This window comes from Enterobacter sp. HK169 (assembly GCF_001719105.1).
Lineage (GTDB): Bacteria > Pseudomonadota > Gammaproteobacteria > Enterobacterales > Enterobacteriaceae > Enterobacter > Enterobacter asburiae_B.
In genome coordinates this window covers 2,902,126-2,928,590 of the sequence record NZ_CP017087.1, presented here as the reverse complement: position 1 = coordinate 2,928,590, position 26,465 = coordinate 2,902,126, and the positions used below count along the sequence as shown (strand labels likewise).

The window sequence follows — 26,465 nt, the reverse complement described above, 5'->3', positions numbered from 1 at the left end:
AGCCGCTTTTATGACAAGGCGTTTTCAGAAATATTTTCTTTATGTGACACTGAAAAAAGTAGCTGAAGATGACAAATTGTCATTATTAAAAACGAGAAAGGATTGATTAAAAACAAGCCGGGCAGGATAAAAAAGCTCCACCCGAAGGTGGAGCCTGAAGGGATTATTCTACGGTAACCGATTTCGCCAGGTTACGCGGCTGGTCAACGTCGGTACCTTTGATTAGCGCAACGTGATAGGCCAGCAGCTGCAGCGGAACGGTGTAGAAGATTGGTGCAATCACCTCTTCCACATGCGGCATCTCGATGATATGCATGTTGTCGTTGCTGACAAAACCGGCATCTTTGTCGGCGAAGACGTACAGAACACCGCCGCGGGCGCGCACTTCTTCGATGTTAGACTTCAGTTTTTCCAGCAGTTCGTTGTTTGGTGCCACAACGATGACCGGCATATCCGCGTCAATCAGCGCCAGCGGGCCGTGCTTCAGCTCGCCAGCCGCATAGGCTTCAGCGTGAATGTAGGAGATCTCTTTCAGCTTCAGCGCGCCTTCCAGCGCAATCGGATACTGATCGCCACGACCCAGGAACAGGGCGTGATGTTTGTCAGAGAAATCTTCCGCCAGCGCTTCAATGCGTTTGTCCTGAGACAGCATCTGCTCAATACGGCTCGGCAGCGCCTGCAGGCCGTGAACGATGTCGTGCTCAACGGACGCATCTTCACCTTTCAGACGCGCAAGCTTCGCCACCAGCATCAGCAGAACGGTCAGCTGAGTGGTAAACGCTTTGGTGGAGGCCACACCGATTTCTGTGCCCGCTTTGGTCATCAGCGCCAGATCGGACTCACGCACCAGCGATGAGCCAGGGACGTTACAGATAGCCAGCGAGCCCAGGTAACCCAGCTCTTTAGACAGACGCAGAGCTGCCAGCGTATCCGCCGTTTCGCCGGACTGGGAAAGGGTGATCATCAGGCTGTTACGACGCACCGCGGATTTGCGATAGCGGAATTCAGACGCGATTTCCACATCGCACGGCACGCCCGCCAGGGATTCAAACCAGTAGCGAGAAACCATACCGGAGTTGTAGGAGGTGCCGCAGGCCACGATCTGAATATGCTCGACCTTGCCGAGCAGTTCGTTCGCGTTTGCGCCCAGCTCGCTCAGATCCACTTCACCGTGGCTGATGCGCCCGGTCAGCGTGTTTTTGATGGCGTTTGGCTGCTCGTAAATCTCTTTCTGCATGTAGTGACGGTAAGCGCCTTTGTCGCCCGCGTCGTACTGCAGATTCGATTCGATCTCCTGACGTTTCACCTGCTCGCCTTTGGTATCGAAGACGGTCACGCTGCGACGGGTCACTTCCGCGATATCACCCTCTTCGAGGAAGATAAAGCGACGGGTAACCGGCAGGAGCGCCAGCTGGTCAGAAGCGATGAAGTTTTCGCCCATGCCCAGACCGATAACCATCGGGCTACCGGAACGCGCGGCCAGCAATGTGGACGGATCGCGGGAATCCATGATCACCGTACCGTACGCACCGCGCAGCTGAGGGATAGCACGCAGCACCGCATCACGCAGTGTACCGCCCTGCTCCAGCTCCCAGTGCACCAGGTGAGCAATCACTTCGGTGTCAGTTTCAGAGACGAAGGTGTAGCCGCGCGCTTTAAGTTCTTCGCGCAGCGGTTCGTGGTTTTCGATAATGCCGTTGTGCACGACCACGATGTGTTCAGACACATGCGGGTGCGCGTTACCTTCAGACGGTTCGCCGTGCGTCGCCCAGCGGGTGTGCGCAATACCGGTACCACCGTGCAGCGGATGTTCTTCCGCGGCCTGGGCCAGCATCTGCACTTTACCGAGACGACGCAGACGGGTCATATGACCTTCTGCATCGACGACAGCCAGACCGGCAGAGTCGTAACCACGGTATTCCAGACGACGTAAACCTTCGAGAAGGATTTCAGCAATATCACGCTGCGCAACTGCGCCAACAATTCCACACATAATTTTAGATTCCGAATTTAGGCATTATGCCTGCGTTGTCGCTGACCTGTATTTACCCTTTCCGGGCACCCCGAGCCTTGTAGAGAGTGGGGTTATTTTTATGGGTACTGCTTGTGGGGGGAGGATTATATTATCCCCTCACCCCGGCCCTCTCCCCAAAGGGGCGAGGGAGAAAAACACCGCACCGAACGATCCCCTCTCCCCTGTGGGGAGAGGGTTAGGGTGAGGGGTAAATCCGTTACTTTTTCTTCACCGGGCGTTTCCAGCCCTGCTTACTGACCTGCGGCACGCGGCTTAACACCAGCTCGTTCTCGGCCACATCGCGCGTAACGGTTGTTCCGGCGGCAATGGTCACCCCGTTACCCACGGTAACAGGCGCCACCAGCTGCGTATCGGATCCAACAAACACGTCGTCACCGATGATGGTTTTAAACTTATTCGCGCCGTCATAGTTACAGGTAATAGTCCCTGCACCAATATTCACGTTATTGCCAATTTCCGCGTCGCCCAGATAGGTCAGATGACCGGCTTTCGAGCCTTTACCCAGACGCGCTTTTTTCATCTCCACGAAGTTACCCACGTGAGCGCCTTCCAGCAGCTCAGCGCCCGGGCGCAGACGCGCAAACGGGCCGATGGTACAGGCCGCATCCAGACGAGCATCTTCTACCACGCTGTACGGGCTGATTTCGCAGTCGTCGCCGATGACGCTGTTTTTAATCACGCAGCCGGCGCCAATTTTGACGCGATTGCCCAGCGTGACGTGACCTTCGAGGATAACGTTCGTATCAATTTCAACGTCACGACCGTGAGATAACGAACCACGCAGATCGAAACGCGCCGGATCGCGCAGCATCACGCCCGCCAGCAGCAGTTTTTCGGCCTGCTCGGACTGATAAACGCGCTCCAGGCGGGAAAGCTGAAGACGGTTATTCACCCCTTCGGTTTCGCTGATGCGCGCCGGATGAACCGCCGCAATCTCACGTCCTTCCTGGTACGCCATCGCAATGATGTCGGTGATGTAGAATTCACCCTGTGCGTTGTTGTTGTTGAGCTGAGACAGCCAGCGCTTCATGTCCGCGCCATTGGCAATCAGAATACCGGTGTTGATCTCCTGAATCTGGCGCTGTTCGTCGCTGGCATCTTTATGCTCAACAATACCCGTGACGTTGCCGTTTTCACGGGTGATGCGGCCATAACCGCTTGGATCGTCCAGCACGACGGTCAACAAACCGATACCGCCCTGCGGTTTGGCTTCACGCAGGCGAGTCAGGGTTTCAACGGAGATCAGCGGGACATCGCCGTAGAGCATCAAAATGTCTTCGTCATCCGCAAAGAAAGGCGCAGCCTGCTGCATCGCATGGCCTGTGCCCAGCTGTTCGGCCTGAAGCACCCAGTTGAGCTTGTCATCGCTCAGCGTCTTTTTAAGCAGATCGCCGCCGTGGCCGTAGACCAGGTGGACCTGACCGGCACCCAGTTCGTTCGCTGCATCAATGACATGCTGCACCATTGGCTTTCCTGCAAGCGTGTGGAGCACCTTAGGCAGATCGGAATACATGCGGGTCCCTTTGCCAGCGGCAAGGATCACCACGCTCATCGCACTGTTTGACATACGCATCCTGACGGTAGTTTGAGTGTGAAGTAAAAACGTTTGATGCTTAAAATTCTACATCTTTTTCATCATGAATTAAGGCCGAAAAAAAAAGCCAGCCTGGTATCCAGACTGGCTTTTGTGCTTTTCAAGCCGGTGTTACATCGCTTTTTTGGTCAACTCGATAACGCGCAGTTTCGCGATCGCTTTGGCCAGCTCCGCAGACGCCTGAGCGTAATCCACGTCACCATGAGAGCTGCTAATGTGCTCTTCAGCCTTACGCTTCGATTCCAGGGCTCGCGCTTCGTCGAGATCCTGTCCACGGATAGCGGTATCGGCCAGAACGGTCACACTGCCAGGCTGCACTTCAAGAATGCCGCCGGAGAGATAGATAAACTCTTCGTGACCGAACTGTTTAACGATGCGGATCATACCAGGCTTAATGGCGGTGAGCAGCGGTGCGTGACCCGGGAAAATACCCAGTTCACCTTCACTACCCGTTACCTGGATTTTCTCGACCAGACCAGAGAACATTTGTTGCTCTGCGCTGACGACGTCCAGGTGGTAAGTCATTGCCATATCACCCTCCGATTAAGGCGTTAAAGTTTTTTGGCTTTTTCCACGGCTTCGTCGATGGAACCAACCATGTAGAACGCCTGCTCCGGCAGGTGATCGTATTCGCCTTCCATGATGCCTTTAAAGCCACGGATGGTGTCTTTCAGGGAAACGTATTTACCCGGAGAACCGGTGAATACTTCCGCAACGAAGAACGGCTGGGACAGGAAGCGCTGGATCTTACGCGCACGTGCTACCACCAGTTTGTCTTCTTCAGACAGTTCATCCATACCCAGGATGGCGATGATGTCTTTCAGTTCCTGGTAACGCTGCAGCAGGGACTGTACGCCACGCGCGGTGTCGTAGTGTTCCTGACCAACAACCAGTGGATCCAGCTGACGGCTGGTGGAGTCCAGCGGGTCAACGGCCGGGTAGATACCCAGAGACGCGATCTGACGGCTCAGTACCACGGTTGCATCTAAGTGCGCAAAGGTGGTTGCTGGAGATGGGTCAGTCAAGTCATCCGCAGGTACGTATACCGCCTGAACGGAGGTGATAGAACCGGTTTTGGTAGAGGTGATACGTTCCTGAAGAACACCCATCTCTTCCGCCAGCGTAGGCTGATAACCTACCGCTGAAGGCATACGACCCAGCAGTGCAGATACTTCCGTACCGGCCAGGGTGTAACGGTAGATGTTATCAACGAACAGCAGAACGTCACGGCCTTCATCACGGAACTTCTCAGCCATCGTCAGACCGGTCAGCGCAACGCGCAAACGGTTTCCAGGTGGCTCGTTCATCTGGCCGTAAACCAGGGATACTTTGTCCAGAACGTTGGAGTCGGTCATTTCGTGGTAGAAATCGTTACCCTCACGAGTACGTTCACCTACGCCCGCAAACACGGAGTAACCGGAGTGCTCGATCGCGATGTTACGGATCAGCTCCATCATGTTTACGGTTTTACCAACACCCGCACCACCGAACAGACCGACTTTACCGCCCTTCGCGAACGGACACATCAGGTCGATAACTTTGATACCGGTTTCCAGCAGTTCCTGAGAGCTGGACAGCTCTTCGTAGGAAGGTGCCGCGCGGTGGATAGCCCAACGCTCTTCTTCACCGATGTCGCCTTTCATGTCGATTGGCTGACCCAATACGTTCATGATACGACCCAGTGTTGCTTTACCTACCGGGACTTCGATCGGGTGCTCAAGGTCTTTTACTTCCAGACCACGACGCAGACCGTCGGAAGAACCCATAGCGATGGTACGCACGATACCGCCGCCGAGCTGCTGCTGAACTTCCAGCACCAGGCTCTCGTTACCATTCTGTACCTCAAGCGCGTCGTACACGCGTGGTACGGCGTCCTGAGGGAACTCGACGTCCACCACGGCGCCGATTACCTGGACAATCTTTCCAGTAGCCATCTTGAATCCTCTACGTAATTCGTAAACCTGGTTAAACCGCGGCGGCCCCCGAGACGATCTCGGTGAGTTCCTGAGTAATGCTGGCCTGACGAGCTTTGTTGTAAACCAACTGCAGCTCTTTAATCAGGCTGCCGCCATTATCGGTCGCGGCTTTCATCGCCACCATTCGTGCGGCCTGCTCGCTGGCCAGGTTTTCTACAACGCCCTGATAAACCTGAGATTCAACGTAACGACGCAGCAGGGTATCCAGCAGCGGTTTCGGATCGGGTTCATACAGGTAATCCCAGGCTTTTTGCTTCAGCTCGTCATCTTCTGATGCCGGTAATGGCAGCATCTGAGTGAGCGTTGGAACCTGAGACATGGTGTTAATGAATTTGTTGCTGACAACGTACAGTCTGTCCAGACGGCCTTCATCATAGGCCTGCAACATCACTTTAACCGGGCCGATCAGTTCGGACAGGGACGGGTTATCACCCATACCTGTCACCTGAGCGACAATATTGCCACCAACGGAGTTAAAGAAAGAGACGCCTTTAGAGCCGATCATTGCGATATCGCACTGAACGCCTTTTTCAGACCATGCTTTCATATCCGCCAGCAGTTTTTTGAACAGGTTAATGTTCAAGCCGCCACACAGACCACGGTCGGTCGACACCACCAGGTAGCCCACGCGCTTAACGTCGCGTTCTTCCAGGTAAGGGTGCTTATATTCCAGATTACCGTTCGCAAGGTGACCAATCACTTTGCGCATGGTTTCTGCATAAGGACGGCTGGCCGCCATGCGATCCTGCGATTTACGCATTTTGGAAGCGGCGACCATCTCCATCGCTTTAGTGATCTTTTGCGTGTTCTGGACGCTTGCGATCTTACTACGTATCTCTTTTGCGCCGGCCATGAGCTTCTCCTCAATGCCAGGCGGCTTGTCCTGAGACAAGCCGCCGGACGATTACCAGGATTGGGTTGCTTTGAAGGAATCGAGGATAGCTTTCAGCTTGCCTTCGATTTCGTCGTTATAGCCACCGGTCTGGTTGATCTCTTGCATCAGCGGAGCGTGATCACGGTCGACGTAAGCCAGCAGAGCGGCTTCGAAGCTACCGATTTTCGCCAGTTCCACATCTTCGAGGTAACCGCGTTCAGCCGCGAACAGTACCAGGCCCTGCTGAGCAACAGACATTGGTGCGTACTGTTTCTGCTTCAGCAGCTCGGTCACTTTCTGACCGTGGCTCAGCTGTTTACGGGTTGCTTCGTCCAGATCGGATGCGAACTGAGAGAACGCAGCCAGTTCACGATACTGTGCCAGCGCGGTACGGATACCACCGGACAGTTTCTTGATGATCTTGGTCTGAGCAGCACCACCAACACGGGATACGGAGATACCCGGGTTAACCGCCGGACGAATACCGGAGTTAAACAGGTTGGTTTCCAGGAAGATCTGACCATCGGTAATGGAGATTACGTTAGTCGGAACGAACGCAGAAACGTCACCCGCCTGGGTTTCAATGATCGGCAGAGCGGTCAGAGAGCCCGTTTTACCCTTCACTTCACCTTTGGTGAAGTTCTCGACGTATTCCGCGTTAACGCGGGAAGCACGCTCCAGCAGACGAGAGTGGAGGTAAAATACGTCGCCAGGGAACGCTTCACGTCCAGGTGGACGACGGAGCAGCAGGGAAACCTGACGATAAGCAACAGCCTGTTTAGACAGGTCATCGTATACGATCAGTGCATCTTCACCGCGGTCACGGAAGTATTCGCCCATTGCGCAACCGGCATATGGCGCCAGGTATTGCAGTGCAGCAGATTCAGACGCAGTTGCTACCACAACGATGGTGTTAGACAGTGCGCCGTGCTCTTCCAGTTTACGAACCACGTTAGAAATGGTGGACGCTTTCTGGCCGATAGCCACGTACACACATTTGATACCGGAGTCACGCTGGTTGATGATGGCGTCGATAGCCATCGCGGTTTTACCGGTCTGACGGTCACCGATGATCAGTTCACGCTGACCACGACCGATTGGGATCATGGCATCAACGGACTTATAACCTGTCTGAACAGGCTGATCTACGGACTGACGGTCGATAACGCCTGGTGCGATAACTTCGATTGGGGAGAAGCCATCGTGCTCAACCGGACCTTTACCGTCGATTGGCGCACCCAGGGTGTTAACAACGCGACCCAGCAGGCCACGGCCAACCGGCACTTCCAGAATACGGCCAGTACACTTAACCTTCATGCCTTCGGCGAGGTCAGCGTATGGACCCATCACAACTGCACCTACGGAGTCGCGCTCCAGGTTCAGTGCGATAGCGTAACGGTTACCCGGCAGGGAAATCATCTCACCCTGCATACAATCGGCCAGGCCGTGGATGCGGATAACACCGTCACTTACAGAAACAATAGTACCTTCGTTGTGAGCTTCACTCACAACACTGAACTGAGCAATGCGCTGCTTGATCAGTTCGCTGATTTCGGTGGAATTCAGTTGCATGCTCCAGTCCCCTTAAGACTGCAAGACGTCTGCAAGGCGTTCAAGACGGCCGCGTACGCTGCCATCAATGACCATATCACCCGAACGGATGATTACGCCTGCCATTACAGACTTATCGATTTTGCAATTCAGCTTAACTTTGCGTGACAGACGTTTTTCCATCGCGGCGGTGATTTTCGCAAGCTGTTCATTACTCAGTTCAGTCGCAGAAGTCACTTCGACTTCAGCGGTTGCTTCACTAAGGGCACGTAAGTGCTCAAACTGCTCGAGAACATCCGGGAGCACACGGAGACGACCATTTTCTGCCATCACCTTAATCAGGTTCTGGCCGTTGGCATCCAGTTGCTCTCCGCACACGGCGATAAACGACGCGGCGAGAGTTTCAGGTGCTAACGCACCGGAAAGCAACTCAGCCATTTGTTCGTTTTTCGTCACCTCAGCGGCAAACGCCAGCATATCCTGCCAGCGATCGACATTTTGGTGTTCGACAGCAAAGTCAAAAGCTGCTTTGGCGTAGGGGCGAGCTACCGTAACAAATTCAGACATCAGCCCCTCCCTCCTTACAGTTCAGCGACAAGTTTGTCCACGATGTCGCTGTTAGCAGCTTCATCCACGGAACGTTCGATGATCTTCTCGGCGCCAGCAACAGCCAGAATCGCAACCTGCTTACGCAGTTCTTCACGAGCACGTTTACGCTCAGCATCAATTTCTGCCTGAGCCTGTGTCACGATCTTAGTACGTTCCTGTTCTGCTTCAGCTTTGGCTTCGTCCAGGATCTGAGAACGGCGTTTGTTAGCCTGTTCAATGATTACCTGAGCTTCAGCTTTCGCTTTTTTCAGCTGGTCTGTCGCGTTGGCCTGTGCAAGGTCCAAATCTTTCTTAGCGCGTTCTGCGGAAGCCAGACCGTCAGCAATTTCTTTCTGACGTTTTTCGATGGCAGCCATTAAAGGCGGCCATACATACTTCATGCAGAACCAGACAAAGAGAATAAACGCGATGGCCTGGCCGAGGATTGTTGCGTTCATGTTCACAGCACAATACCTCTTTAATTTCTGTGGCTTAGGGTTTTAAAACAACTACTACGCGACAGCAAACATCACGTACAGACCCAGACCTACAGCGATCATTGGGATAGCATCCACCAGACCCATAACGATAAAGAACTGAGTACGCAGCAGAGGAATCAGATCAGGTTGACGCGCTGCGCCTTCCAGGAATTTGCCCCCGAGGATGCCGATACCGATCGCAGCACCGATAGCCGCCAGACCCATCATCACAGCGGCAGCCATGTACAGCAGATCCATATTCAGGTTTTCCATGACAGTCTCCAGTTTGTTTCAATTAAAACGTAGTAGTGTTGGTAAAAAATCAGTGCTCTTCAGACGCCATCGACAGATAGACGATCGTCAGAACCATGAAGATAAAGGCTTGCAGCGTAATGATCAGGATGTGGAAAATGGCCCATGGCACATTCAGAATCCACTGTGACCACCACGGCAGAAGACCCGCGATCAGAATGAAAATCAGCTCACCCGCATACATGTTGCCGAACAGTCGCAGACCCAGTGAAACAGGTTTGGACAGCAGGCTAACGCCTTCCAGGATCAGGTTGACCGGAATAAACGCCCAGTGGTTGAACGGCTGCAAGGTAAGCTCTTTCACAAAGCCGCTTACGCCTTTCATTTTGATGCTGTAGAAAAGAATCAGGATAAATACGCCCAGCGCCATCGACAGGGTGATGTTCACGTCCGCAGACGGTACAACACGCAGCGCAGGCAGGCCGAAGATGTGCTCGCCGATGAACGGCAGCAGATCGATTGGCAGCAGGTCCATCAGGTTCATCAGGAAGACCCACACGAACACGGTCAGGGCCAGCGGAGCAATCAGCTTGCTCTTACCATGGTACATGTCTTTGACGCTGCCATGGACGAAGCCGATGATCATTTCGATGAAAGTCTGGAATTTCCCTGGTACACCGCTGGTCGCTCGTTTAGCAACACCGCGGAACATGGCCAGGAACAGAAGACCCAAAACCACCGAGAAGAACATGGAGTCGATGTTGATCGTCCAGAAGGTGGCCGGGGGGTTATGTGGATCCACCAGCGAGAATGTACGCAGGTCCAGCTGAAGGTTATTCAGATGGTGACCTATGTAATCCTGCGGCGTCATATTTTCTGAAGCCATGATGCCTTTTACCCTTTGTTATTGATTACAGCTGGAGCCAGAACTTGTACCACCAGCACCAAAACCCACGTTGCTATCAGCGGCATGAAGACCACTTTCAAAACCGCCAGCGCCATCACCAGTAGAGCAAAGGTCAGCAACACCTTACACACTTCGCCGAGGGCGAAGGACCAGGCCACGCGGCCTTTGGCAGGTGTATGCGCCTGATGACGCCAGGCAAAAATCATAAACAACACGTTTGGCAGCACAACCGCCAAACCCCCGCACACGGCGGAGATGCCCCAGAAGGGGTCTTTGAGGCTAAACAGCAGTCCACTTGCTATCACAGCCAGAAACTGAATGAACAGAAGCTTACGAGCAACGTTTCTACTCAAGAGCGACACAGACATCACGTTTTTACTCCTGCTCCCTTCGAGGTATGCCGCGTGTCGTATAAAACGTCCTTTAAGGCTCAGAGTCAAGCATCAAAAAGCGGTCAAATTATACGGTGCGCACCCGTGATTTCAAACATTAAGTAGCGAAAAGGTGAATAAATGTTTAAATATTTTTCCCCACCGCTATTTTTTAACTTTCGCTGAAAGCGTCAACCTTCGACTAAAACTGCAAACAGCGCGAAAACGTTGGCGATAAAGCGTGCACGAGATCACAAAACACACATTTGCGATAAGGTTGTATTTATCAAAGGCGCAAATCGCGCAAACTTATCTTTATGAAATTAAACGCAAAATGTCGTAACTATTTTCAAAACAGCCCAGTACACAATAAAAACGTTTTATTGACATTCTTAATAAATAATTAACATTGGGTTCTGGTTACTGCCTTCCACTTTTAGCAGACTTATATTTTCACAGATGACTATCTTCTCGGTGAATAAAAGTCGCCAGGTTAACCATAAGAAAAACCTTAGTGAAAAAGAGGTTAAAAGACCGCCGGTAAATCCTCTGTATTTGTGCTGTTTTTTAACATGCGAAGAACAGCACAAATTCCACATTTTTTATTAATTTTTTAAAAATTGTTTGGCTTAATTATCACCAGATGACGCTCCCCATCGAGCTGAGGAATGTGTAATTTCTCGATGGATTCAACAGCAAAACCGTCCGGGAGCTGTTCAATCTCATCGCCTGGCAACTGCCCTTTCAGCGCATAAAAGCGGCCGTTCTCCGCAGGTAAGTGTTTGCACCAGCTCACCATATCGTTGAGCGAAGCAAACGCGCGGCTGATAACCCCGTCAAACGGCGGCTCTGCCGGGAACTCCTCTACCCTGCTCTGCACGGGCGTGATGTTTTCAAGCTTCAGCTCATGCTGTACCTGACGTAAAAAGCGCACGCGCTTGCCGAGGCTGTCCAGTAGCGTGAAGTGGCTCTCAGGGCGAACAATCGACAGCGGAACGCCCGGTAAACCTGGTCCCGTCCCCACGTCGATGAAACGCTCACCTTTCAGCCACGGGGCAACCACGATGCTATCGAGAATATGGCGTACCAGCATCTCGTTGGGGTCACGTACTGAGGTCAGGTTGTACGCTTTGTTCCATTTGTTCAGCATATCGACATAGGCCACCAGCTGATTTTTCTGGTGATCGGTGAGCGAAATACCTGCCTGATCCAGCAGACGAGAGAGTTTGTTGAGCACGGTGAATACCTGTTGGAAAACTTAGATGGCGGGTGGCGCTTCGCTTACCCGCCCTACGGGTTCATCAGGCCCGGTAAGCGCAGCGCCACCGGGCAATGTTCTGGCATTACGCGCTGCGGCGCAGCATGCCCTGCTTTTTCAGCCAGACCAGCAGAATCGAAATCGCCGCAGGCGTGACGCCGGAGATACGGGATGCCTGGCCGATCGATACCGGTTTGTGATCGTTCAGCTTGGCGATCACTTCGTTGGAAAGGCCCGTCACCTGGCGGTAGTCCAGCATTTCCGGCAGCAGCGTGTTTTCGTTACGCTGCTGTTTTTCGATCTCATCCTGCTGACGCGCGATGTAACCTTCGTACTTCACCTGGATCTCAACCTGTTCTGCCGCTTCAGCGTCTTCCAGGCCCGGCGCAAACGCGGTCAGTTTGACCAGGTTCTCGTAGGTGACTTCAGGACGGCGCAGCAGATCTTCCCCGCTGGCTTCGCGCGACAGCGGCGCTGTTAAGTGAGCGTTTACTTCGGCAGCGGTTTCCGCCTGCGGATTCACCCAGGTGGTTTTCAGGCGCTGGCGTTCCTGTTCAATGCGCTCCAGCTTTTCGTTGAAGCGCGCCCAGCGCTCGTCATCGACCAGACCCAGCTCGCGGCCCATTTCGGTCAGACGCAGGTCGGCGTTATCTTCACGCAGCATCAGGCGATATTCCGCGCGAGAGGTAAACATACGGTACGGCTCTTTGGTACCCAGCGTGCAGAGATCGTCAACCAGCACGCCCAGATACGCCTGAGAACGGCCTGGTGCCCAGCCCTCTTTCTCAGCAGAGAAGCGTGCGGCGTTCAGACCGGCAAGCAGGCCCTGTGCAGCCGCTTCTTCGTAGCCGGTAGTGCCGTTAATCTGCCCCGCGAAGAACAGACCGTGGATGAATTTGCTTTCCAGGGTTGGCTTCAGGTCGCGCGGATCGAAGAAATCGTACTCAATAGCGTAGCCGGGACGAACGATTTTCGCATTCTCCATCCCCTGCATTGAGCGAACAATTTGCATCTGTACATCGAACGGCAGGCTGGTGGAGATGCCGTTCGGGTAAATTTCGTTTGAGGTTAGTCCTTCCGGCTCCAGGAAGATCTGGTGCTGGTTACGATCGGCGAAGCGCATCACTTTGTCTTCGATCGACGGACAGTAGCGTGGGCCGATCCCTTCGATCACGCCAGCATACATAGGGCTGCGATCGAGGTTATTGCGGATCACGTCATGGGTTTTCTCGTTGGTATGCGTGATGTAGCACGGTACCTGCTGAGGATGCTGTGCCGCATTGCCCATGAACGAGAACACCGGCATGGGGTTATCACCGTGCTGTTGCGCCAGCACGCTGAAATCAATGGTGCGCGCATCAATACGCGGCGGCGTGCCGGTTTTCAGGCGGCTGACGCGCAGCGGCAGTTCACGCAGACGGCGAGACAGTGGAATAGACGGGGGATCGCCGGCACGGCCACCGCTGTAGTTATCCAGACCGATATGAATTTTACCGTCCAGGAAGGTGCCCACGGTCAGCACCACGGCTTTCGCACGGAATTTGAGACCCATCTGGGTCACGGCGCCCACGACGCGATCGTTCTCAACGATAAGATCTTCAACCGCCTGCTGGAAGATCATCAGGTTCGGCTGGTTCTCCAGGGCGGTACGCACAGCCTGACGGTAAAGCACGCGGTCTGCCTGGGCACGGGTCGCACGCACAGCGGGACCTTTACTCGCGTTTAGTATCCTAAACTGGATGCCAGCATGATCGATCGCTTTCGCCATCAGGCCGCCAAGTGCATCCACTTCTTTTACCAGGTGTCCTTTCCCAATGCCGCCAATCGCCGGATTACAGGACATTTGTCCCAGCGTGTCGATATTGTGTGTCAAAAGCAGGGTCTGCTGACCCATACGCGCTGCGGCCATTGCGGCCTCAGTGCCTGCATGACCCCCGCCAATGATGATGACGTCAAAAGGATCCTGATAAAACATGGTGGTCTGCCTCGCGTAAAGCGGTATGAAAATGGATTGAAGCCCGGGCCGTGGATTCTACTCAACTTTAGTCTTTCGAGAAAGCATTGGGATCCTGGGCTATTAAAAAGAAGATCTTTTTATTTAGAGATCTGTTCTATTGTGATCTCTTATTAGGATCGTGAACCTGTGTGGATAAGTCCGATCTCACAAAGAAGATCATGCAGTTAGAAAGGATCGTTTGCTGTGAATGATCGGTGATCCTGGGCAGTATAAGCTGGGATCAGATCGCGATTTTATGCACAGGTCAAAAACAACACAACAGTTGTTCTTTGGATAACTACGGGTTAATACGAGCTTTTAACCAGAGTTATCCACATCTGTTCGCGCGATCTTTACTCGTTTTTGAGTAAATTTTTCCATTCCGCGAGCCAGATCTCGGCTGGATCCTCCGGAATGTCATGATCGAGGATGTTGATCTTGAGCGTTTCACCCAGCTGTTTTGCTCCACAAGAGGTAACAGCGGCTTCAACTTTCTCTATTGCCCCGCAAAAGGTGTCATATTCACGACTGCCGATCCCCACCGCGCCAAAACGGACGTTTGACAGGTCGGGCTGCTGTTCCAGCAGTTCGTCATATAAAGGTTGCAGGTTATCCGGCAGATCGCCCGCGCCGTGCGTGGAGGTGATCAGCAGCCAGACCCCGTCAGTCGGGAGATCTTCAAGCAACGGACCGTGCAGGGTTTCTGTAGAAAAGCCCGCATCTTCCAGCTTTTCAGCCAGGTGTTCCGCTACGTATTCCGCACCACCAAGGGTGCTGCCGCTGATAAGGGTAATGTCCGCCATTGATCGCTCGCCCAGATAAAGAGACGGCCATTGTACGCTGTGAACGAGCTGGGATCTACCTGTGGAAAATGTGGGAATGAATTTGCCCGATCACGGGCGGATGGTACGCATGATCGGGTTTTGCAGGGAGATCAGCGTCTCGGTGGACTGAATTTCATCGATTGTTTGGATCTTGTTGATAAGTACTTGCTGGAGGGCGTCGATGGATCGGCACATGACTTTAATAAAGATGCTGTAATGCCCGGTGGTGTAATACGCCTCGGTGACTTCATCCAGCGCGTTCAGCTTCGCCAGAGCGGAAGGGTAGTCTTTGGCGCTTTTAAGAATGATGCCGATGAAGCAGCAGACGTCGTAACCGAGATGTTTAGGACTGACGTCAATGCGTGCGCCGGTAATGATCCCCGCCTGCTTCATCTTCTCTACGCGGACGTGAATGGTTCCCGGGCTGACGCCAAACTGTTTCGCCAGCTCGGCGTAGGCGGTACGGGCATTGGCCATTAACGCCTCCAGGATGCCGCGGTCGAGATTGTCGATCTGATAATTTTCCATAGCTTTTTCTTATGAAGATTAATGAATCACTCTATTCTAGCGTTTAATTTTATCGAATCAAAAGTGAAGGTGGCTTTTTGTTGATGAGTTATTGAATATGATGCCATTTCTGTTGCTTAATCAATATCAACAGGACGCAGGAGTATAAATAATGAAAACCGCTTACATCGCCAAACAACGCCAGATCAGTTTCGTAAAATCCCATTTTTCCCGCCAGCTGGAAGAGAAGCTTGGCCTTATTGAAGTTCAGGCGCCGATTCTGAGCCGCGTGGGTGACGGGACGCAGGATAACCTCTCTGGATGCGAAAAAGCGGTACAGGTGAAAGTGAAAACACTGCCAGACGCTCAGTTCGAAGTGGTTCATTCACTGGCGAAGTGGAAGCGTCAAACCCTGGGACAGCACGACTTCAGCGCGGGCGAAGGGCTTTACACGCACATGAAAGCCCTTCGTCCCGATGAAGACCGCCTTTCACCGATTCATTCCGTTTACGTTGACCAGTGGGACTGGGAGCGCGTAATGGGTGATGGTGAACGTCACGTCGGCACGCTGAAATCCACCGTTGAGGCGATCTACGCCGGGATCAAAGCAACCGAAGCGGCCGTGAGCAAAGAGTTTGGTCTGGCGCCGTTCCTGCCGGATACGATCCACTTTGTTCACAGCCAGGCGCTGCTGAGCCGCTTCCCGGATCTCGATGCTAAAGGCCGCGAGCGTGCGATCGCCAAAGAATTAGGTGCAGTATTCCTGATCGGTATCGGCGGCAAACTGTCTGATGGCAAACGCCACGACGTTCGCGCGCCGGATTATGATGACTGGAGCACTGCGGGTGAGGGCGAATTTGCCGGGCTGAACGGCGATATTCTGGTGTGGAACCCGGTACTGGAAGACGCATTCGAGCTCTCTTCTATGGGGATCCGCGTGGATGCTGACGCGCTGAAGCGCCAGCTGGCGGTCACCGGCGATGAAGATCGTCTCAAACTCGAGTGGCACCAGGCGCTGCTGCGCGGTGAAATGCCTCAGACTATCGGCGGTGGTATCGGCCAGTCCCGTCTGACCATGCTGCTGCTGCAATTACCCCATATCGGTCAGGTTCAGTGTGGCGTCTGGCCGCAGCAGGTACGTGAAAGCGTCGGTTCTCTTCTGTAATTAACGCTGCCAGCGTCTGAGCAGGCGGCTACGCAGCCCGGTATCAAAGCGCCAGATATGATCGAAGATGCGCATGATGCCGGGTTTTCCATGGGCTGACATCGCCACCGCATGAAATCGGTGCTGGTGCACCCGCTGTAACTCCTTCACCTTATTCACCACGTCATCCGGCAGCCGCTGGGCAATAAAATCGGAAATGACCACCGCGTCAGCGTCGTACCAGTCGCCTCCCTGCATACGCTCCACAATGCTGCGAAAGCAGCTGGCCAGATCCGTGCCGCCGCGAAAGCGCTGGCTCAGGAAGCGGATTGCCTGCTCGATACCCTGCTGGTTCGTCAGCTCATAGCCCACTACCTCGCTGGAGAAGAGCATGATGAAGCAGCGACGGCGATCGGCCAGCGCCACGCGCATCAGTGCCAGGCAGAACGCCTTCGCGCACTGCTCGTTAAACCCGCCCATCGAACCGGACGTATCCACGCAAACAATGAATGGCCCGCGCGGCTGTTCATCAAAATCCTGATGGACGACCGGCCGTTGGCTGACTTTCTCGCGCCAGGCTTCGCCGTGCAGTCGGTAGGTGAGAAGCTGTTTTTCCACCAGTCGACGATAGAACTCATACTCCAGCTCGGTCATCCCCAGCGTGCTCAGTTCCGTGGGCAGCAGGCGTAAAATGTCATCGCTCTGCTGGAGCCCGTCGACCTGCTCCGGCACGGTCGCCGGTTCGCGCACCAGGGTGCGGAAGGTTTCCATCGGGGCATCTTTCTTTGGGACCGACTTTGCCTCCCTTGAGCGACCCAGCTGTTCTGCAAGCTTCATCAGCTCGGGCTGCTGCGCCAGAAAATCGCCGTATTTGACGATCAGCTGATAATCCCCGCGCCGGAGCTGGCCGGCGCTCATATCCCACAGACGCCCTGCTGCGTTTTCATTCTCCACCAGCACCTGTTCTAGCTGGCCGCTCAGCGTCATCCGTTCCTGAACTTCACTGAGCAGCTGTTCACGCTCTTCGTCCAGCAGCTGCTGGTTCAGCGTTGTGGCCTGAACCACCAGGCTGAGGCGCCAGCGCTGTAGGAACAGGGTATGCAGCGCCGGGGTAAAAGTGGCGTTATCCGTAACCAGCGCCCGCGCCTGGCTGGCAAACGGAGAGTGGACTTTATCAAGCAGCGTAAGGGTTTGCGGCAGCTGGACGATAAACTGCGGTGTCGACAGCCGTTGGCACTGCTGATAGCTGGCGACCTCCTCCGTCAATTCAGGCGGGACTTCCGTCTCCTTAAACCGCTGGCGAAGGTTATCGCGCCAGCGCGGAAGATCGTCCGTCATCGCCTTTTTAAGCTTTGGAAATTTTTCAAAAAACGCCGCCAGCTGCGGCGACGCCAGAAGGGTAATGACCACTTCTTCGATCAACCCCTCCTCGCTGACGGCCAGCATGACGTTAAGCGTATCCAGCGTTAGCATTGACGCGCCTGTTTGATCTGCGCGCTGACGTCCTGCAGGCTGGCTTCGATGCGGCCTAACCAGTCGCTATGAATAAAGAGGCATTTTTGCTGCTCGCTAAAGCGGGTGTGCTGCTGATGCCATTCGGTATCCAGCGCTTCCAGCTGCTGCTTAATCTCTTCGGGGACGCTGTCAGAGGCGGTGCCCGGAAGCGCAAGACGCGATCCCTGGAGGCTGACGTCGCGGATCACCAGGTGCTGGCTGCTGTCCACTTCCATATTCAGCGGCTGCGCGAAACCAATGCCGTTGAGTTTTCCTCGGATCTCTCCGCCCTTATCCAGCCACTGCGCCAGCGCCTCGCGCTCAATCGTAATGTGCACCACCTGCATATCATGCAGTTTAAGCGGCTGCTGGAGCAGCAACGTTAGCGTTGCGCCGGTCAGATCCGCGGGAAGCTCGTAGTGCGGTTTGCGGGCGAACATGCCCCCAAGGCGATTCACTTTCAGCGCGGTTTTATCACTTTGCTGCTGCTGGAGCTGGATGCGCCGCTGGGCAATCGCCCCCAGCTGGTTGAGCATTGCCTGCTGTCCCCAGGCGTGCCCGGTCATCAAAACGTCAAGCTGCTGCTGCATCAGGTTCATGCCTTCTGCATCGTGCCAGAGGCAGTCTTTCAGCAGGATCAGATCGATTGGCGCGACGGCATCACGCCCGCTGAACAGGGCGCTCGCCTGCAGCAGGCGGATCGCTTTTTTCCACCGGCGATCGGAGACATAGGGCGCTGAAGGGATGAGATCAAGCTGCTGGCGCAGGAGATAGATCAGCTCGAAGACGGCGTCAGGCAGCTTGATTTTGCCGATATCCTGCTGCCACTGGTGATACTCCTCATCCGTCACCTGCAGCGAAGCGGATACCGGGTTTTCACTTTCATCCTGCTGGCTGACCAGCATGGAGCGGAAGTTGGATTTATCCTGCACTTTGTCCAGCCACAGGCGGATAAGCATACGGTCATACAGCGCTTCCAGACTGCTGTCGGCTTCAGGCAGTTCGTTAGAGGCGGCCACCAGCAGGCGCATCGGGATTTTCTCTTCACTGGCGCCGTTACGGAACCGACGTTCGTTTATCGCCGTGAGCAGGGTGTTCAGAATAGCCGGCCCCGCTTTCCAGATCTCATCGAGAAAAACAATCTCAGCCTCCGGAAGATACCCTTCTGTCAGACGCTGATAGCGCCCCTCATCTTTCAATGCCTGAATGGAGAGCGGACCAAAAACTTCTTCTGGGGTGGAAAACCGGGTCATGAGATATTCGAAGGCGCGGGCGTTCTGAAAAGCAAATTTCAGCCTGCGGGCAATCAGGCTTTTGGCAATGCCCGGCGGTCCCAGCAAAAACACGCTTTCACCGCTCAACGCCGCCAGTAAGCAGAGGCGGATGGCGTGGCTACGCTCGAAAAGGCCTTTTTCCAGCGCGCTGCTGAGGCGGGAAATTCTTTCTGCTAATAAATGTGAGTGAGCCATAATAGTTTTGCATCCTTTCGCCGTCGTGGCGGCCAATTGAAGCGAGTATAGACGTTTCAGTCAGGGCTGGTAATAGACTGAAGTGCGGCGCAATTTTCTTTGCGCTACATTAATGCGGTTGCATTTAGGGGTACGATTTTGCAATGAATCGTGCATACTGTGCGCTTTTTGTGGGCCAAGGGACCGGGAACACATTTGTTATTTAAACGAAAAGACTAGTCTATGAGCACTGATAATAAGCAATCATTACCCGCAATAACGCTTGCGGCGATCGGGGTTGTCTACGGTGATATCGGCACCAGCCCGCTTTATACGCTTCGTGAATGTCTGTCCGGCCAGTTTGGTTTTGGTGTTGAACGCGATGCCGTGTTTGGCTTCCTGTCCCTCATTTTCTGGCTGCTGATCCTGGTGGTTTCCGTTAAATATCTCTCCTTCGTTATGCGTGCTGATAACGCAGGTGAAGGTGGGATCCTGACCCTGATGTCTCTTGCCGGGCGTAATACCTCGGCCAGGATGACCTCTGTGCTGGTCATTATCGGCCTGATTGGCGGCAGTTTCTTCTACGGGGAAGTGGTGATAACGCCGGCTATCTCGGTGCTGTCGGCGATTGAGGGGCTGGAGATTATCGCTCCGCAGCTCGATTCATGGGTGGTTCCGCTGGCCATTATTGTCCTGACGCTGCTGTTCATGATCCAGAAGCACGGTACAGGGCTGGTGGGCAAACTGTTCGCGCCGATTATGCTGGCCTGGTTCCTGATCCTGGCGGCGCTTGGCTTGCGCAGCATTATTGCGAACCCTGAAGTGCTGCATGCGCTGAACCCTTACTGGGCGGTGCATTTCTTCCTCGAATACAAAGTGGTTTCCTTCGTGGCGCTGGGGGCCGTCGTGCTCTCCATCACCGGTGTGGAAGCGCTGTATGCTGACATGGGCCACTTCGGGAAACTGCCTATCCGCGTGGCATGGTTTATTGTGGTGCTGCCGTCGCTGGTGCTGAACTATTTTGGTCAGGGCGCGCTGTTGCTTAAAAACCCGGAAGCGATCAAGAACCCGTTCTTCCTGCTGGCGCCTGACTGGGCGCTGGTGCCGATGCTGATCCTGGCGACGCTGGCGACCGTCATTGCCTCCCAGGCGGTGATTTCCGGCGTGTTTTCTCTGACGCGTCAGGCCGTGCGTCTGGGGTATCTCTCGCCAATGCGCATCATTCATACCTCAGAGATGGAGTCGGGCCAGATCTACATCCCGTTCGTTAACTGGCTCCTCTATTTCGCTGTTGTTATTGTTATCGTCAGCTTCGAGCACTCCAGTAACCTGGCGGCGGCGTACGGTATTGCGGTAACCGGTACGATGGTGCTGACATCGCTTCTCTCCACCACGGTGGCGTACCGAAACTGGCACTGGAATAAATTCCTCGTGGCGATGATTCTGGTGGGCTTCCTGTGTATCGACGTACCGCTGTTCTCAGCGAACCTCGATAAAATTGTCTCCGGTGGCTGGCTGCCGCTGACGCTGGGTCTGGTGATGTTCATCGTCATGACCACATGGAAAAGCGAGCGTTTCCGCCTGCTGCGCCGCATGCACGAGCACGGGAACTCTCTGGAGGCGATGATCGCTTCTCTGGAGAAATCCCCGCCGGTCCGCGTGCCGGGTACTGCGGTATATATGTCACGCGCGCTGAACGTCATTCCGTTCGCGCTGATGCATAACCTCAAGCACAACAAGGTGCTGCACGAGCGGGTGATCCTGCTGACGCTGCGCACGGAAGATGCGCCGTATGTTCATAACGTCCGTCGCGTGCAGATTGAGCAGCTGTCGCCGACCTTCTGGCGCGTGGTGGCAAGCTACGGCTGGCGCGAAACGCCAAACGTGGAAGAGGTGTTCCACCGCTGCGGCCTGGAAGGACTGAGCTGCCGGATGATGGAGACGTCGTTCTTTATGTCGCACGAGTCGCTGATCATCGGCAAGCGCCCGTGGTATCTGCGCCTGCGCGGCAAGCTGTACCTCATCCTGCAGCGTAACGCCCTGCGCGCGCCTGACCAGTTTGAGATCCCGCCTAACCGCGTGATTGAGCTGGGGACGCAGGTCGAGATCTAATCCCTTCTGAAAATGCCGGGTGGCGCTTCGCTTACCCGGCCTACCAAACCCCTCGCCAACCCACAATAATTGTCTCTGCATTTCACTTAGCGAAACGTTTCGACGTCGATCACAAATCTGTTACGTCATGATGGTTTTCTGAACATTCTTGAGATTAAACTGATGTCAGCGAAACGTTTCGCTAGTGGAGCAAGAAAATGAAGAAAGGCACGGTACTCAACTCAGAAATCTCATCGGTTATTTCCCGTCTTGGGCATACCGATACGCTGGTGGTTTGCGATGCAGGCTTACCGGTTCCGCGCAGCACAACCCGTATCGATATGGCGTTAACGCAGGGTGTACCCTCGTTTATGCAGGTACTGGAAGTTGTGACGGCGGAGATGCAGGTTGAGGCGGCCATTCTCGCGGCGGAAATCAAACAACATAATCCGCAACTCCACGAAACGTTGCTCAGCCATATTGAGCAACTGCAACAACACCAGGGAAACACCATAGAAATTCGTTACACGACGCACGAACAGTTCAAACAACAAACCGCAGACAGTCAGGCGGTGATTCGCAGCGGGGAGTGTTCCCCGTATGCGAATATCATTCTCTGTGCTGGCGTCACATTCTGAGGCCATCATGGACGCATTACTGCAACTCAAAGGGATCGATAAGTCGTTCCCGGGCGTAAAAGCCCTCTCCGGCGCGGCGCTGAACGTCTACCCCGGGCGCGTGATGGCGCTGGTGGGCGAAAACGGTGCCGGCAAATCCACCATGATGAAAGTGCTGACCGGTATCTATCAACGCGATGCCGGTTCACTCGTCTGGCTGGGTAAAGAGACTACCTTCAATGGCCCAAAATCTTCTCAGGAAGCGGGTATCGGTATTATTCACCAGGAGCTGAACCTCATTCCTCAGCTCACCATTGCGGAAAACATCTTCCTCGGCCGCGAGTTTGTTAACCGGTTCGGCAAAATCGACTGGAAAACCATGTATGCCGAAGCGGACAAGCTGCTGGCGAAGCTGAACCTGCGCTTTAAGAGTGACCGCCTGGTCGGCGATCTGTCCATTGGCGATCAGCAGATGGTGGAAATCGCGAAGGTGCTGAGCTTTGAGTCGAAGGTCATCATTATGGATGAACCGACCGACGCCCTGACCGATACCGAAACGGAATCCCTGTTCCGCGTGATCCGCGAGCTGAAGTCGCAGGGGCGCGGGATTGTCTATATCTCTCACCGCATGAAAGAGATCTTTGAAATCTGCGATGACGTTACCGTCTTCCGCGACGGGCAGTTTATTGCCGAGCGCGAAGTCGCCACGCTGACCGAAGATACGCTCATCGAAATGATGGTGGGACGCAAGCTCGAAGATCAGTATCCGCATCTGGAGAAAGCGCCGGGTGAGATCCGCCTGAAGGTGGACAACCTCTGCGGTCCGGGTGTGAACGACGTGACCTTTACCCTGCGCCAGGGCGAGATCCTGGGCGTGGCGGGCCTGATGGGGGCCGGACGTACCGAGCTGATGAAAGTGTTGTACGGCGCACTGCCGCGCACCAGCGGTTATGTCACCCTCGACGGTCATGAAGTGGTCACCCGCTCTCCGCAGGATGGTCTGGCTAACGGCATCGTTTATATCTCCGAAGACCGCAAACGCGACGGCCTGGTGCTGGGGATGTCGGTTAAAGAGAACATGTCCCTGACGGCGCTGCGCTATTTCAGCCATAGCGGCGGTAGCCTGAAGCATAAAGATGAGCAGCAGGCGGTCAGCGATTTTATCCGTCTCTTTAACGTCAAAACCCCGTCGATGGAGCAGGCGATTGGCCTGTTGTCCGGCGGTAATCAGCAGAAAGTGGCGATTGCGCGCGGGCTGATGACGCGCCCGAAAGTGCTGATCCTCGATGAGCCAACCCGCGGCGTAGACGTGGGCGCGAAGAAAGAGATCTACCAGCTGATTAACCAGTTCAAGGCCGACGGTCTGAGCATCATTCTGGTCTCTTCCGAGATGCCAGAAGTATTAGGCATGAGCGATCGCATTATCGTCATGCATGAAGGGCATCTCGGCGGTGAATTCACTCGCGAGCAGGCCACCCAGGAAGTTCTGATGGCTGCCGCTGTGGGCAAGCTTAATCGCGTGAATCAGGAGTAAGAAGATGACTACCCAGGCTGTTTCTGGTCGCCGCTATTTCACAAAGGCATGGCTGATGGAACAAAAATCGCTGATTGCCCTGCTGGTGCTGATCGCGATTGTGTCGACCATGAGCCCGAACTTTTTCACCGTTAATAACCTGTTCAACATTCTGCAGCAAACATCGGTGAACGCCATTATGGCGGTCGGCATGACGCTGGTGATTTTGACCTCAGGTATCGATCTGTCCGTCGGTTCCCTGCTGGCGCTCACCGGCGCGATCGCCGCTTCGATTGTCGGCATTGAAGTCAACGCGCTGGTGGCCGTGGCCGCTGCCCTGGCGGCAGGCGCGGCGATTGGTGCCGTAACCGGCGTGATTGTGGCAAAGGGCCGCGTTCAGGCGTTTATCGCCACGCTGGTGATGATGCTGCTGCTGCGCGGTGTGACCATGGTATACACCAACGGTAGCCCGGTTAATACCGGCTTTACCGATAACGCGGATCTGTTTGGCTGGTTCGGTATCGGTCGCCCGCTGGGTGTTCCGACCCCGGTCTGGATCATGGCTATCGTCTTCCTGGCGGCGTGGTACATGCTGCACCACACCCGTCTGGGCCGTTATATTTACGCGCTGGGCGGTAACGAAGCGGCAACGCGCCTGTCCGGGATCAGCGTTAATAAAGTCAAAATTATCGTTTACTCCCTGTGCGGTCTGCTGGCATCGCTGGCAGGTATCATCGAAGTGGCGCGCCTCTCTTCTGCGCAGCCGACGGCGGGTACGGGGTATGAGCTGGATGCTATCGCAGCAGTGGTTCTGGGCGGTACGAGTCTTGCGGGCGGTAAAGGTCGCATTGTTGGGACATTGATCGGCGCACTGATTCTCGGTTTCCTGAATAATGGTTTGAATTTGTTAGGTGTTTCCTCCTATTACCAGATGATCGTTAAGGCAGTGGTAATTTTGCTGGCGGTACTGGTAGACAACAAAAAACAGTAACTGACGACACTACAGGACATCTTAGATATGAACATGAAAAAACTGGCTACCCTGGTTTCTGCTGTCGCGCTGAGCGCAACCGTAAGTGCTAACGCCATGGCGAAAGATACCATCGCGCTGGTTGTCTCTACCCTGAACAACCCGTTCTTCGTCTCCCTGAAGGACGGTGCGCAGAAAGAAGCGGACAAACTGGGCTACAACCTGGTGGTGCTGGATTCACAGAACAACCCGGCGAAAGAGCTGGCTAACGTTCAGGACTTAACCGTTCGCGGCACCAAAATTCTGCTGATCAACCCAACCGATTCTGACGCCGTCGGTAACGCCGTTAAAATGGCAAACCAGGCGAAAATTCCGGTGATTACTCTGGACCGCCAGGCAACGAAAGGCGAAGTTGTTAGCCACATTGCGTCTGATAACGTGCTGGGCGGCAAAATCGCGGGTGATTACATCGCGAAGAAAGCCGGCGAAGGCGCGAAAGTTATCGAACTGCAGGGGATTGCCGGTACGTCCGCAGCCCGCGAGCGTGGTGAAGGCTTCCAGCAGGCTGTGGCTGCGCACAAATTCAACGTGCTGGCCAGCCAGCCGGCAGACTTCGACCGTACTAAAGGTCTGAACGTTATGCAGAACTTGCTGACCGCACACCCTGACGTGCAGGCGGTATTCGCGCAGAACGACGAAATGGCGCTCGGCGCGCTGCGTGCCCTGCAGACCGCAGGTAAATCTGATGTGATGGTTGTCGGATTTGACGGTACGCCGGATGGTGAAAAAGCAGTAAACGATGGCAAACTGGCTGCGACCATCGCTCAGCTGCCTGAGCAGATTGGCGCCACTGGCGTTGAAACTGCCGACAAAGTGCTGAAGGGCGAAAAAGTTCAGGCTAAATACCCAGTTGACCTGAAGCTGGTCATCAAGCAGTAAAAGGCGAATCAGGCAGTCGCTGGCTGCCTGAGGGACACCAATAAAGAAAAGTGTGGCATACGCCACCGGGTAACACCGGTGGCGCTCTCAGATGGACAACCCAACCATGAAAACCGCAGGCAACCTCGTCGTCCTTGGCAGTATCAATGCCGATCACATTCTTAACCTTGAATCTTTCCCTGCACCGGGCGAAACCGTCACGGGTAACCAGTATCAGGTGGCATTTGGCGGTAAAGGTGCCAACCAGGCCGTCGCTGCCGGTCGCAGCGGGGCGAATATTGCGTTTATCGCCTGCACGGGGGATGACGATACCGGTGAGCGCGTACGCAAACAGCTGGCGAGCGACAACATTGATGTCGCACCGGTCAGCGTGGTTGCAGGGGAATCGACCGGCGTGGCGCTGATTTTCGTCAACGCTGAAGGTGAGAATGTCATCGGTATTCATGCGGGTGCTAACGCAGCGCTGACGACGGAGCGCGTAGAAGCGCAACGTGCCATCATCGCCGGAGCGGAAGCCCTGCTCATGCAACTGGAGTCACCGGTTGAAAGCGTGCTGGCTGCCGCGAAAATTGCGCATGAAAATCATACCACTGTCGTACTTAACCCGGCCCCGGCCCGTGTATTATCAGACGAGCTGCTGGCGCTGGTGGACATCATTACGCCGAACGAAACCGAAGCCGAAAAGCTGACGGGCATTCGCGTAGAAAATGATGACGATGCCGCGCGAGCCGCGCGTGCACTGCATGATAAGGGCATCGGTACCGTGATTATCACCCTTGGTAGCCGTGGGGTGTGGGCAAGCGTCAATGGCGAAGGCCGTCGCGTGCCGGGCTTTAAGGTCAAAGCGATTGATACCATCGCAGCGGGAGATACCTTCAACGGTGCACTGGTCACCGCGCTGCTGGAAGGCAAGAGAATGGATGACGCTATTCGCTTCGCACACGCTGCTGCCGCGATTGCGGTGACGCGCAAAGGCGCCCAGCCTTCCGTTCCGTGGCGTAAAGAGATCGATGAATTCTTAAGTCAGCAGGGGTAAC

The 26,465-nt window shown here is 54.6% G+C and carries 24 protein-coding genes; 7 read left to right on the top strand and 17 right to left on the bottom strand.

The genetic code is table 11. The features are described from left to right. Positions 1 to 163: 163 nt before the first annotated feature. The 15 genes from glmS to asnC form a co-directional block, all read right to left on the bottom strand. Positions 164 to 1,993 (bottom strand): glutamine--fructose-6-phosphate transaminase (isomerizing), encoded by a 1,830-nt coding sequence (glmS, locus tag EnteroDNA1_RS13930; protein ID WP_023309792.1) that lies wholly within the window; start codon positions 1,991 to 1,993, stop codon positions 164 to 166. 238 nt (positions 1,994 to 2,231) lie between these two features. Continuing rightward, entirely contained in the window at positions 2,232 to 3,602 is a 1,371-nt protein-coding gene (glmU, locus tag EnteroDNA1_RS13925; RefSeq protein ID WP_048976513.1) for a bifunctional UDP-N-acetylglucosamine diphosphorylase/glucosamine-1-phosphate N-acetyltransferase GlmU, read from the bottom strand. 138 nt (positions 3,603 to 3,740) lie between these two features. Continuing rightward, positions 3,741 to 4,160, bottom strand: a complete 420-nt coding sequence (locus tag EnteroDNA1_RS13920; protein ID WP_006177560.1) for a F0F1 ATP synthase subunit epsilon — start codon at positions 4,158 to 4,160, stop codon at positions 3,741 to 3,743. Positions 4,161 to 4,180: 20 nt separating this feature from the next. Further along, positions 4,181 to 5,563, bottom strand: a complete 1,383-nt coding sequence (atpD, locus tag EnteroDNA1_RS13915) for a F0F1 ATP synthase subunit beta (RefSeq protein ID WP_006177559.1) — start codon at positions 5,561 to 5,563, stop codon at positions 4,181 to 4,183. A 31-nt stretch (positions 5,564 to 5,594) separates the two neighbouring features. After that, positions 5,595 to 6,458 (bottom strand): F0F1 ATP synthase subunit gamma, encoded by an 864-nt coding sequence (gene atpG / locus EnteroDNA1_RS13910; RefSeq protein WP_008500191.1) that lies wholly within the window; start codon positions 6,456 to 6,458, stop codon positions 5,595 to 5,597. Positions 6,459 to 6,509: 51 nt separating this feature from the next. Beyond that, positions 6,510 to 8,051, bottom strand: coding sequence for a F0F1 ATP synthase subunit alpha (gene atpA / locus EnteroDNA1_RS13905; RefSeq protein ID WP_006808751.1), 1,542 nt, complete (start codon positions 8,049 to 8,051; stop codon positions 6,510 to 6,512). Between the two features lie 12 nt (positions 8,052 to 8,063). After that, the gene (gene atpH, locus EnteroDNA1_RS13900; RefSeq protein ID WP_023309790.1) at positions 8,064 to 8,597 is read right to left on the bottom strand and encodes a F0F1 ATP synthase subunit delta; all 534 of its coding nucleotides are present in this window, start codon (positions 8,595 to 8,597) and stop codon (positions 8,064 to 8,066) included. A gap of 14 nt (positions 8,598 to 8,611) precedes the next feature. Beyond that, positions 8,612 to 9,082 (bottom strand): F0F1 ATP synthase subunit B, encoded by a 471-nt coding sequence (atpF, locus tag EnteroDNA1_RS13895; RefSeq protein WP_014072436.1) that lies wholly within the window; start codon positions 9,080 to 9,082, stop codon positions 8,612 to 8,614. Positions 9,083 to 9,130: 48 nt separating this feature from the next. Continuing rightward, positions 9,131 to 9,370 (bottom strand): F0F1 ATP synthase subunit C, encoded by a 240-nt coding sequence (atpE, locus tag EnteroDNA1_RS13890; protein ID WP_000429386.1) that lies wholly within the window; start codon positions 9,368 to 9,370, stop codon positions 9,131 to 9,133. Between the two features lie 49 nt (positions 9,371 to 9,419). Beyond that, complete coding sequence (atpB, locus tag EnteroDNA1_RS13885; RefSeq protein WP_023309789.1) at positions 9,420 to 10,235, bottom strand: F0F1 ATP synthase subunit A; 816 nt, start codon at positions 10,233 to 10,235, stop codon at positions 9,420 to 9,422. A gap of 8 nt (positions 10,236 to 10,243) precedes the next feature. Next, complete coding sequence (atpI, locus tag EnteroDNA1_RS13880) at positions 10,244 to 10,624, bottom strand: F0F1 ATP synthase subunit I (RefSeq protein ID WP_008500194.1); 381 nt, start codon at positions 10,622 to 10,624, stop codon at positions 10,244 to 10,246. A 616-nt stretch (positions 10,625 to 11,240) separates the two neighbouring features. Beyond that, a complete protein-coding gene (rsmG, locus tag EnteroDNA1_RS13875) occupies positions 11,241 to 11,864 on the bottom strand; it encodes a 16S rRNA (guanine(527)-N(7))-methyltransferase RsmG (RefSeq protein WP_023309787.1) in 624 nt (207 codons plus the stop codon). A 106-nt stretch (positions 11,865 to 11,970) separates the two neighbouring features. Then, positions 11,971 to 13,860, bottom strand: coding sequence for a tRNA uridine-5-carboxymethylaminomethyl(34) synthesis enzyme MnmG (gene mnmG, locus EnteroDNA1_RS13870; protein ID WP_014072433.1), 1,890 nt, complete (start codon positions 13,858 to 13,860; stop codon positions 11,971 to 11,973). A 374-nt stretch (positions 13,861 to 14,234) separates the two neighbouring features. Further along, positions 14,235 to 14,684 (bottom strand): FMN-binding protein MioC, encoded by a 450-nt coding sequence (gene mioC / locus EnteroDNA1_RS13865; protein WP_069303442.1) that lies wholly within the window; start codon positions 14,682 to 14,684, stop codon positions 14,235 to 14,237. 90 nt (positions 14,685 to 14,774) lie between these two features. After that, positions 14,775 to 15,233, bottom strand: coding sequence for a transcriptional regulator AsnC (gene asnC / locus EnteroDNA1_RS13860; protein WP_023333916.1), 459 nt, complete (start codon positions 15,231 to 15,233; stop codon positions 14,775 to 14,777). A 151-nt stretch (positions 15,234 to 15,384) separates the two neighbouring features. Between asnC and asnA the strand changes: the two genes are divergently transcribed. After that, positions 15,385 to 16,377 carry an aspartate--ammonia ligase gene (gene asnA / locus EnteroDNA1_RS13855; protein WP_045888253.1) on the top strand — a complete coding sequence of 331 codons (993 nt, stop codon included), beginning with the start codon at positions 15,385 to 15,387 and terminating at the stop codon, positions 16,375 to 16,377. Here asnA and viaA read toward each other — a convergent pair whose 3' ends face one another. Together viaA and ravA are read right to left on the bottom strand one after the other, a co-directional pair. After that, the gene (gene viaA / locus EnteroDNA1_RS13850) at positions 16,378 to 17,829 is read right to left on the bottom strand and encodes an ATPase RavA stimulator ViaA (protein WP_058842016.1); all 1,452 of its coding nucleotides are present in this window, start codon (positions 17,827 to 17,829) and stop codon (positions 16,378 to 16,380) included. Then, complete coding sequence (ravA, locus tag EnteroDNA1_RS13845) at positions 17,823 to 19,319, bottom strand: ATPase RavA (RefSeq protein WP_023309782.1); 1,497 nt, start codon at positions 19,317 to 19,319, stop codon at positions 17,823 to 17,825. The genes viaA and ravA overlap by 7 nt, the downstream gene beginning before the upstream one ends. Positions 19,320 to 19,541: 222 nt before the next feature. On the opposite strand from ravA, the gene kup reads away from it, so the two are divergent. The 6 genes from kup (at position 19,542) to rbsK (ending at position 26,464) form a co-directional block, all read left to right on the top strand. After that, positions 19,542 to 21,410: a low affinity potassium transporter Kup gene (kup, locus tag EnteroDNA1_RS13840; RefSeq protein ID WP_023309781.1), complete on the top strand. Its 1,869-nt coding sequence runs from the start codon at positions 19,542 to 19,544 to the stop codon at positions 21,408 to 21,410. A 197-nt stretch (positions 21,411 to 21,607) separates the two neighbouring features. After that, positions 21,608 to 22,027 (top strand): D-ribose pyranase, encoded by a 420-nt coding sequence (gene rbsD, locus EnteroDNA1_RS13835; protein WP_003862392.1) that lies wholly within the window; start codon positions 21,608 to 21,610, stop codon positions 22,025 to 22,027. Positions 22,028 to 22,034: 7 nt separating this feature from the next. Next, positions 22,035 to 23,540: a ribose ABC transporter ATP-binding protein RbsA gene (gene rbsA / locus EnteroDNA1_RS13830; protein ID WP_023309779.1), complete on the top strand. Its 1,506-nt coding sequence runs from the start codon at positions 22,035 to 22,037 to the stop codon at positions 23,538 to 23,540. Positions 23,541 to 23,544: 4 nt separating this feature from the next. Beyond that, positions 23,545 to 24,510 (top strand): ribose ABC transporter permease, encoded by a 966-nt coding sequence (gene rbsC, locus EnteroDNA1_RS13825; protein ID WP_006808742.1) that lies wholly within the window; start codon positions 23,545 to 23,547, stop codon positions 24,508 to 24,510. Positions 24,511 to 24,537: 27 nt separating this feature from the next. Further along, positions 24,538 to 25,428, top strand: coding sequence for a ribose ABC transporter substrate-binding protein RbsB (rbsB, locus tag EnteroDNA1_RS13820; protein ID WP_010426610.1), 891 nt, complete (start codon positions 24,538 to 24,540; stop codon positions 25,426 to 25,428). A gap of 106 nt (positions 25,429 to 25,534) precedes the next feature. Then, on the top strand, positions 25,535 to 26,464 hold the full coding sequence (rbsK, locus tag EnteroDNA1_RS13815; RefSeq protein WP_033146468.1) for a ribokinase: 930 nt from the start codon (positions 25,535 to 25,537) through the stop codon (positions 26,462 to 26,464). Position 26,465: the final 1 nt, after the last annotated feature.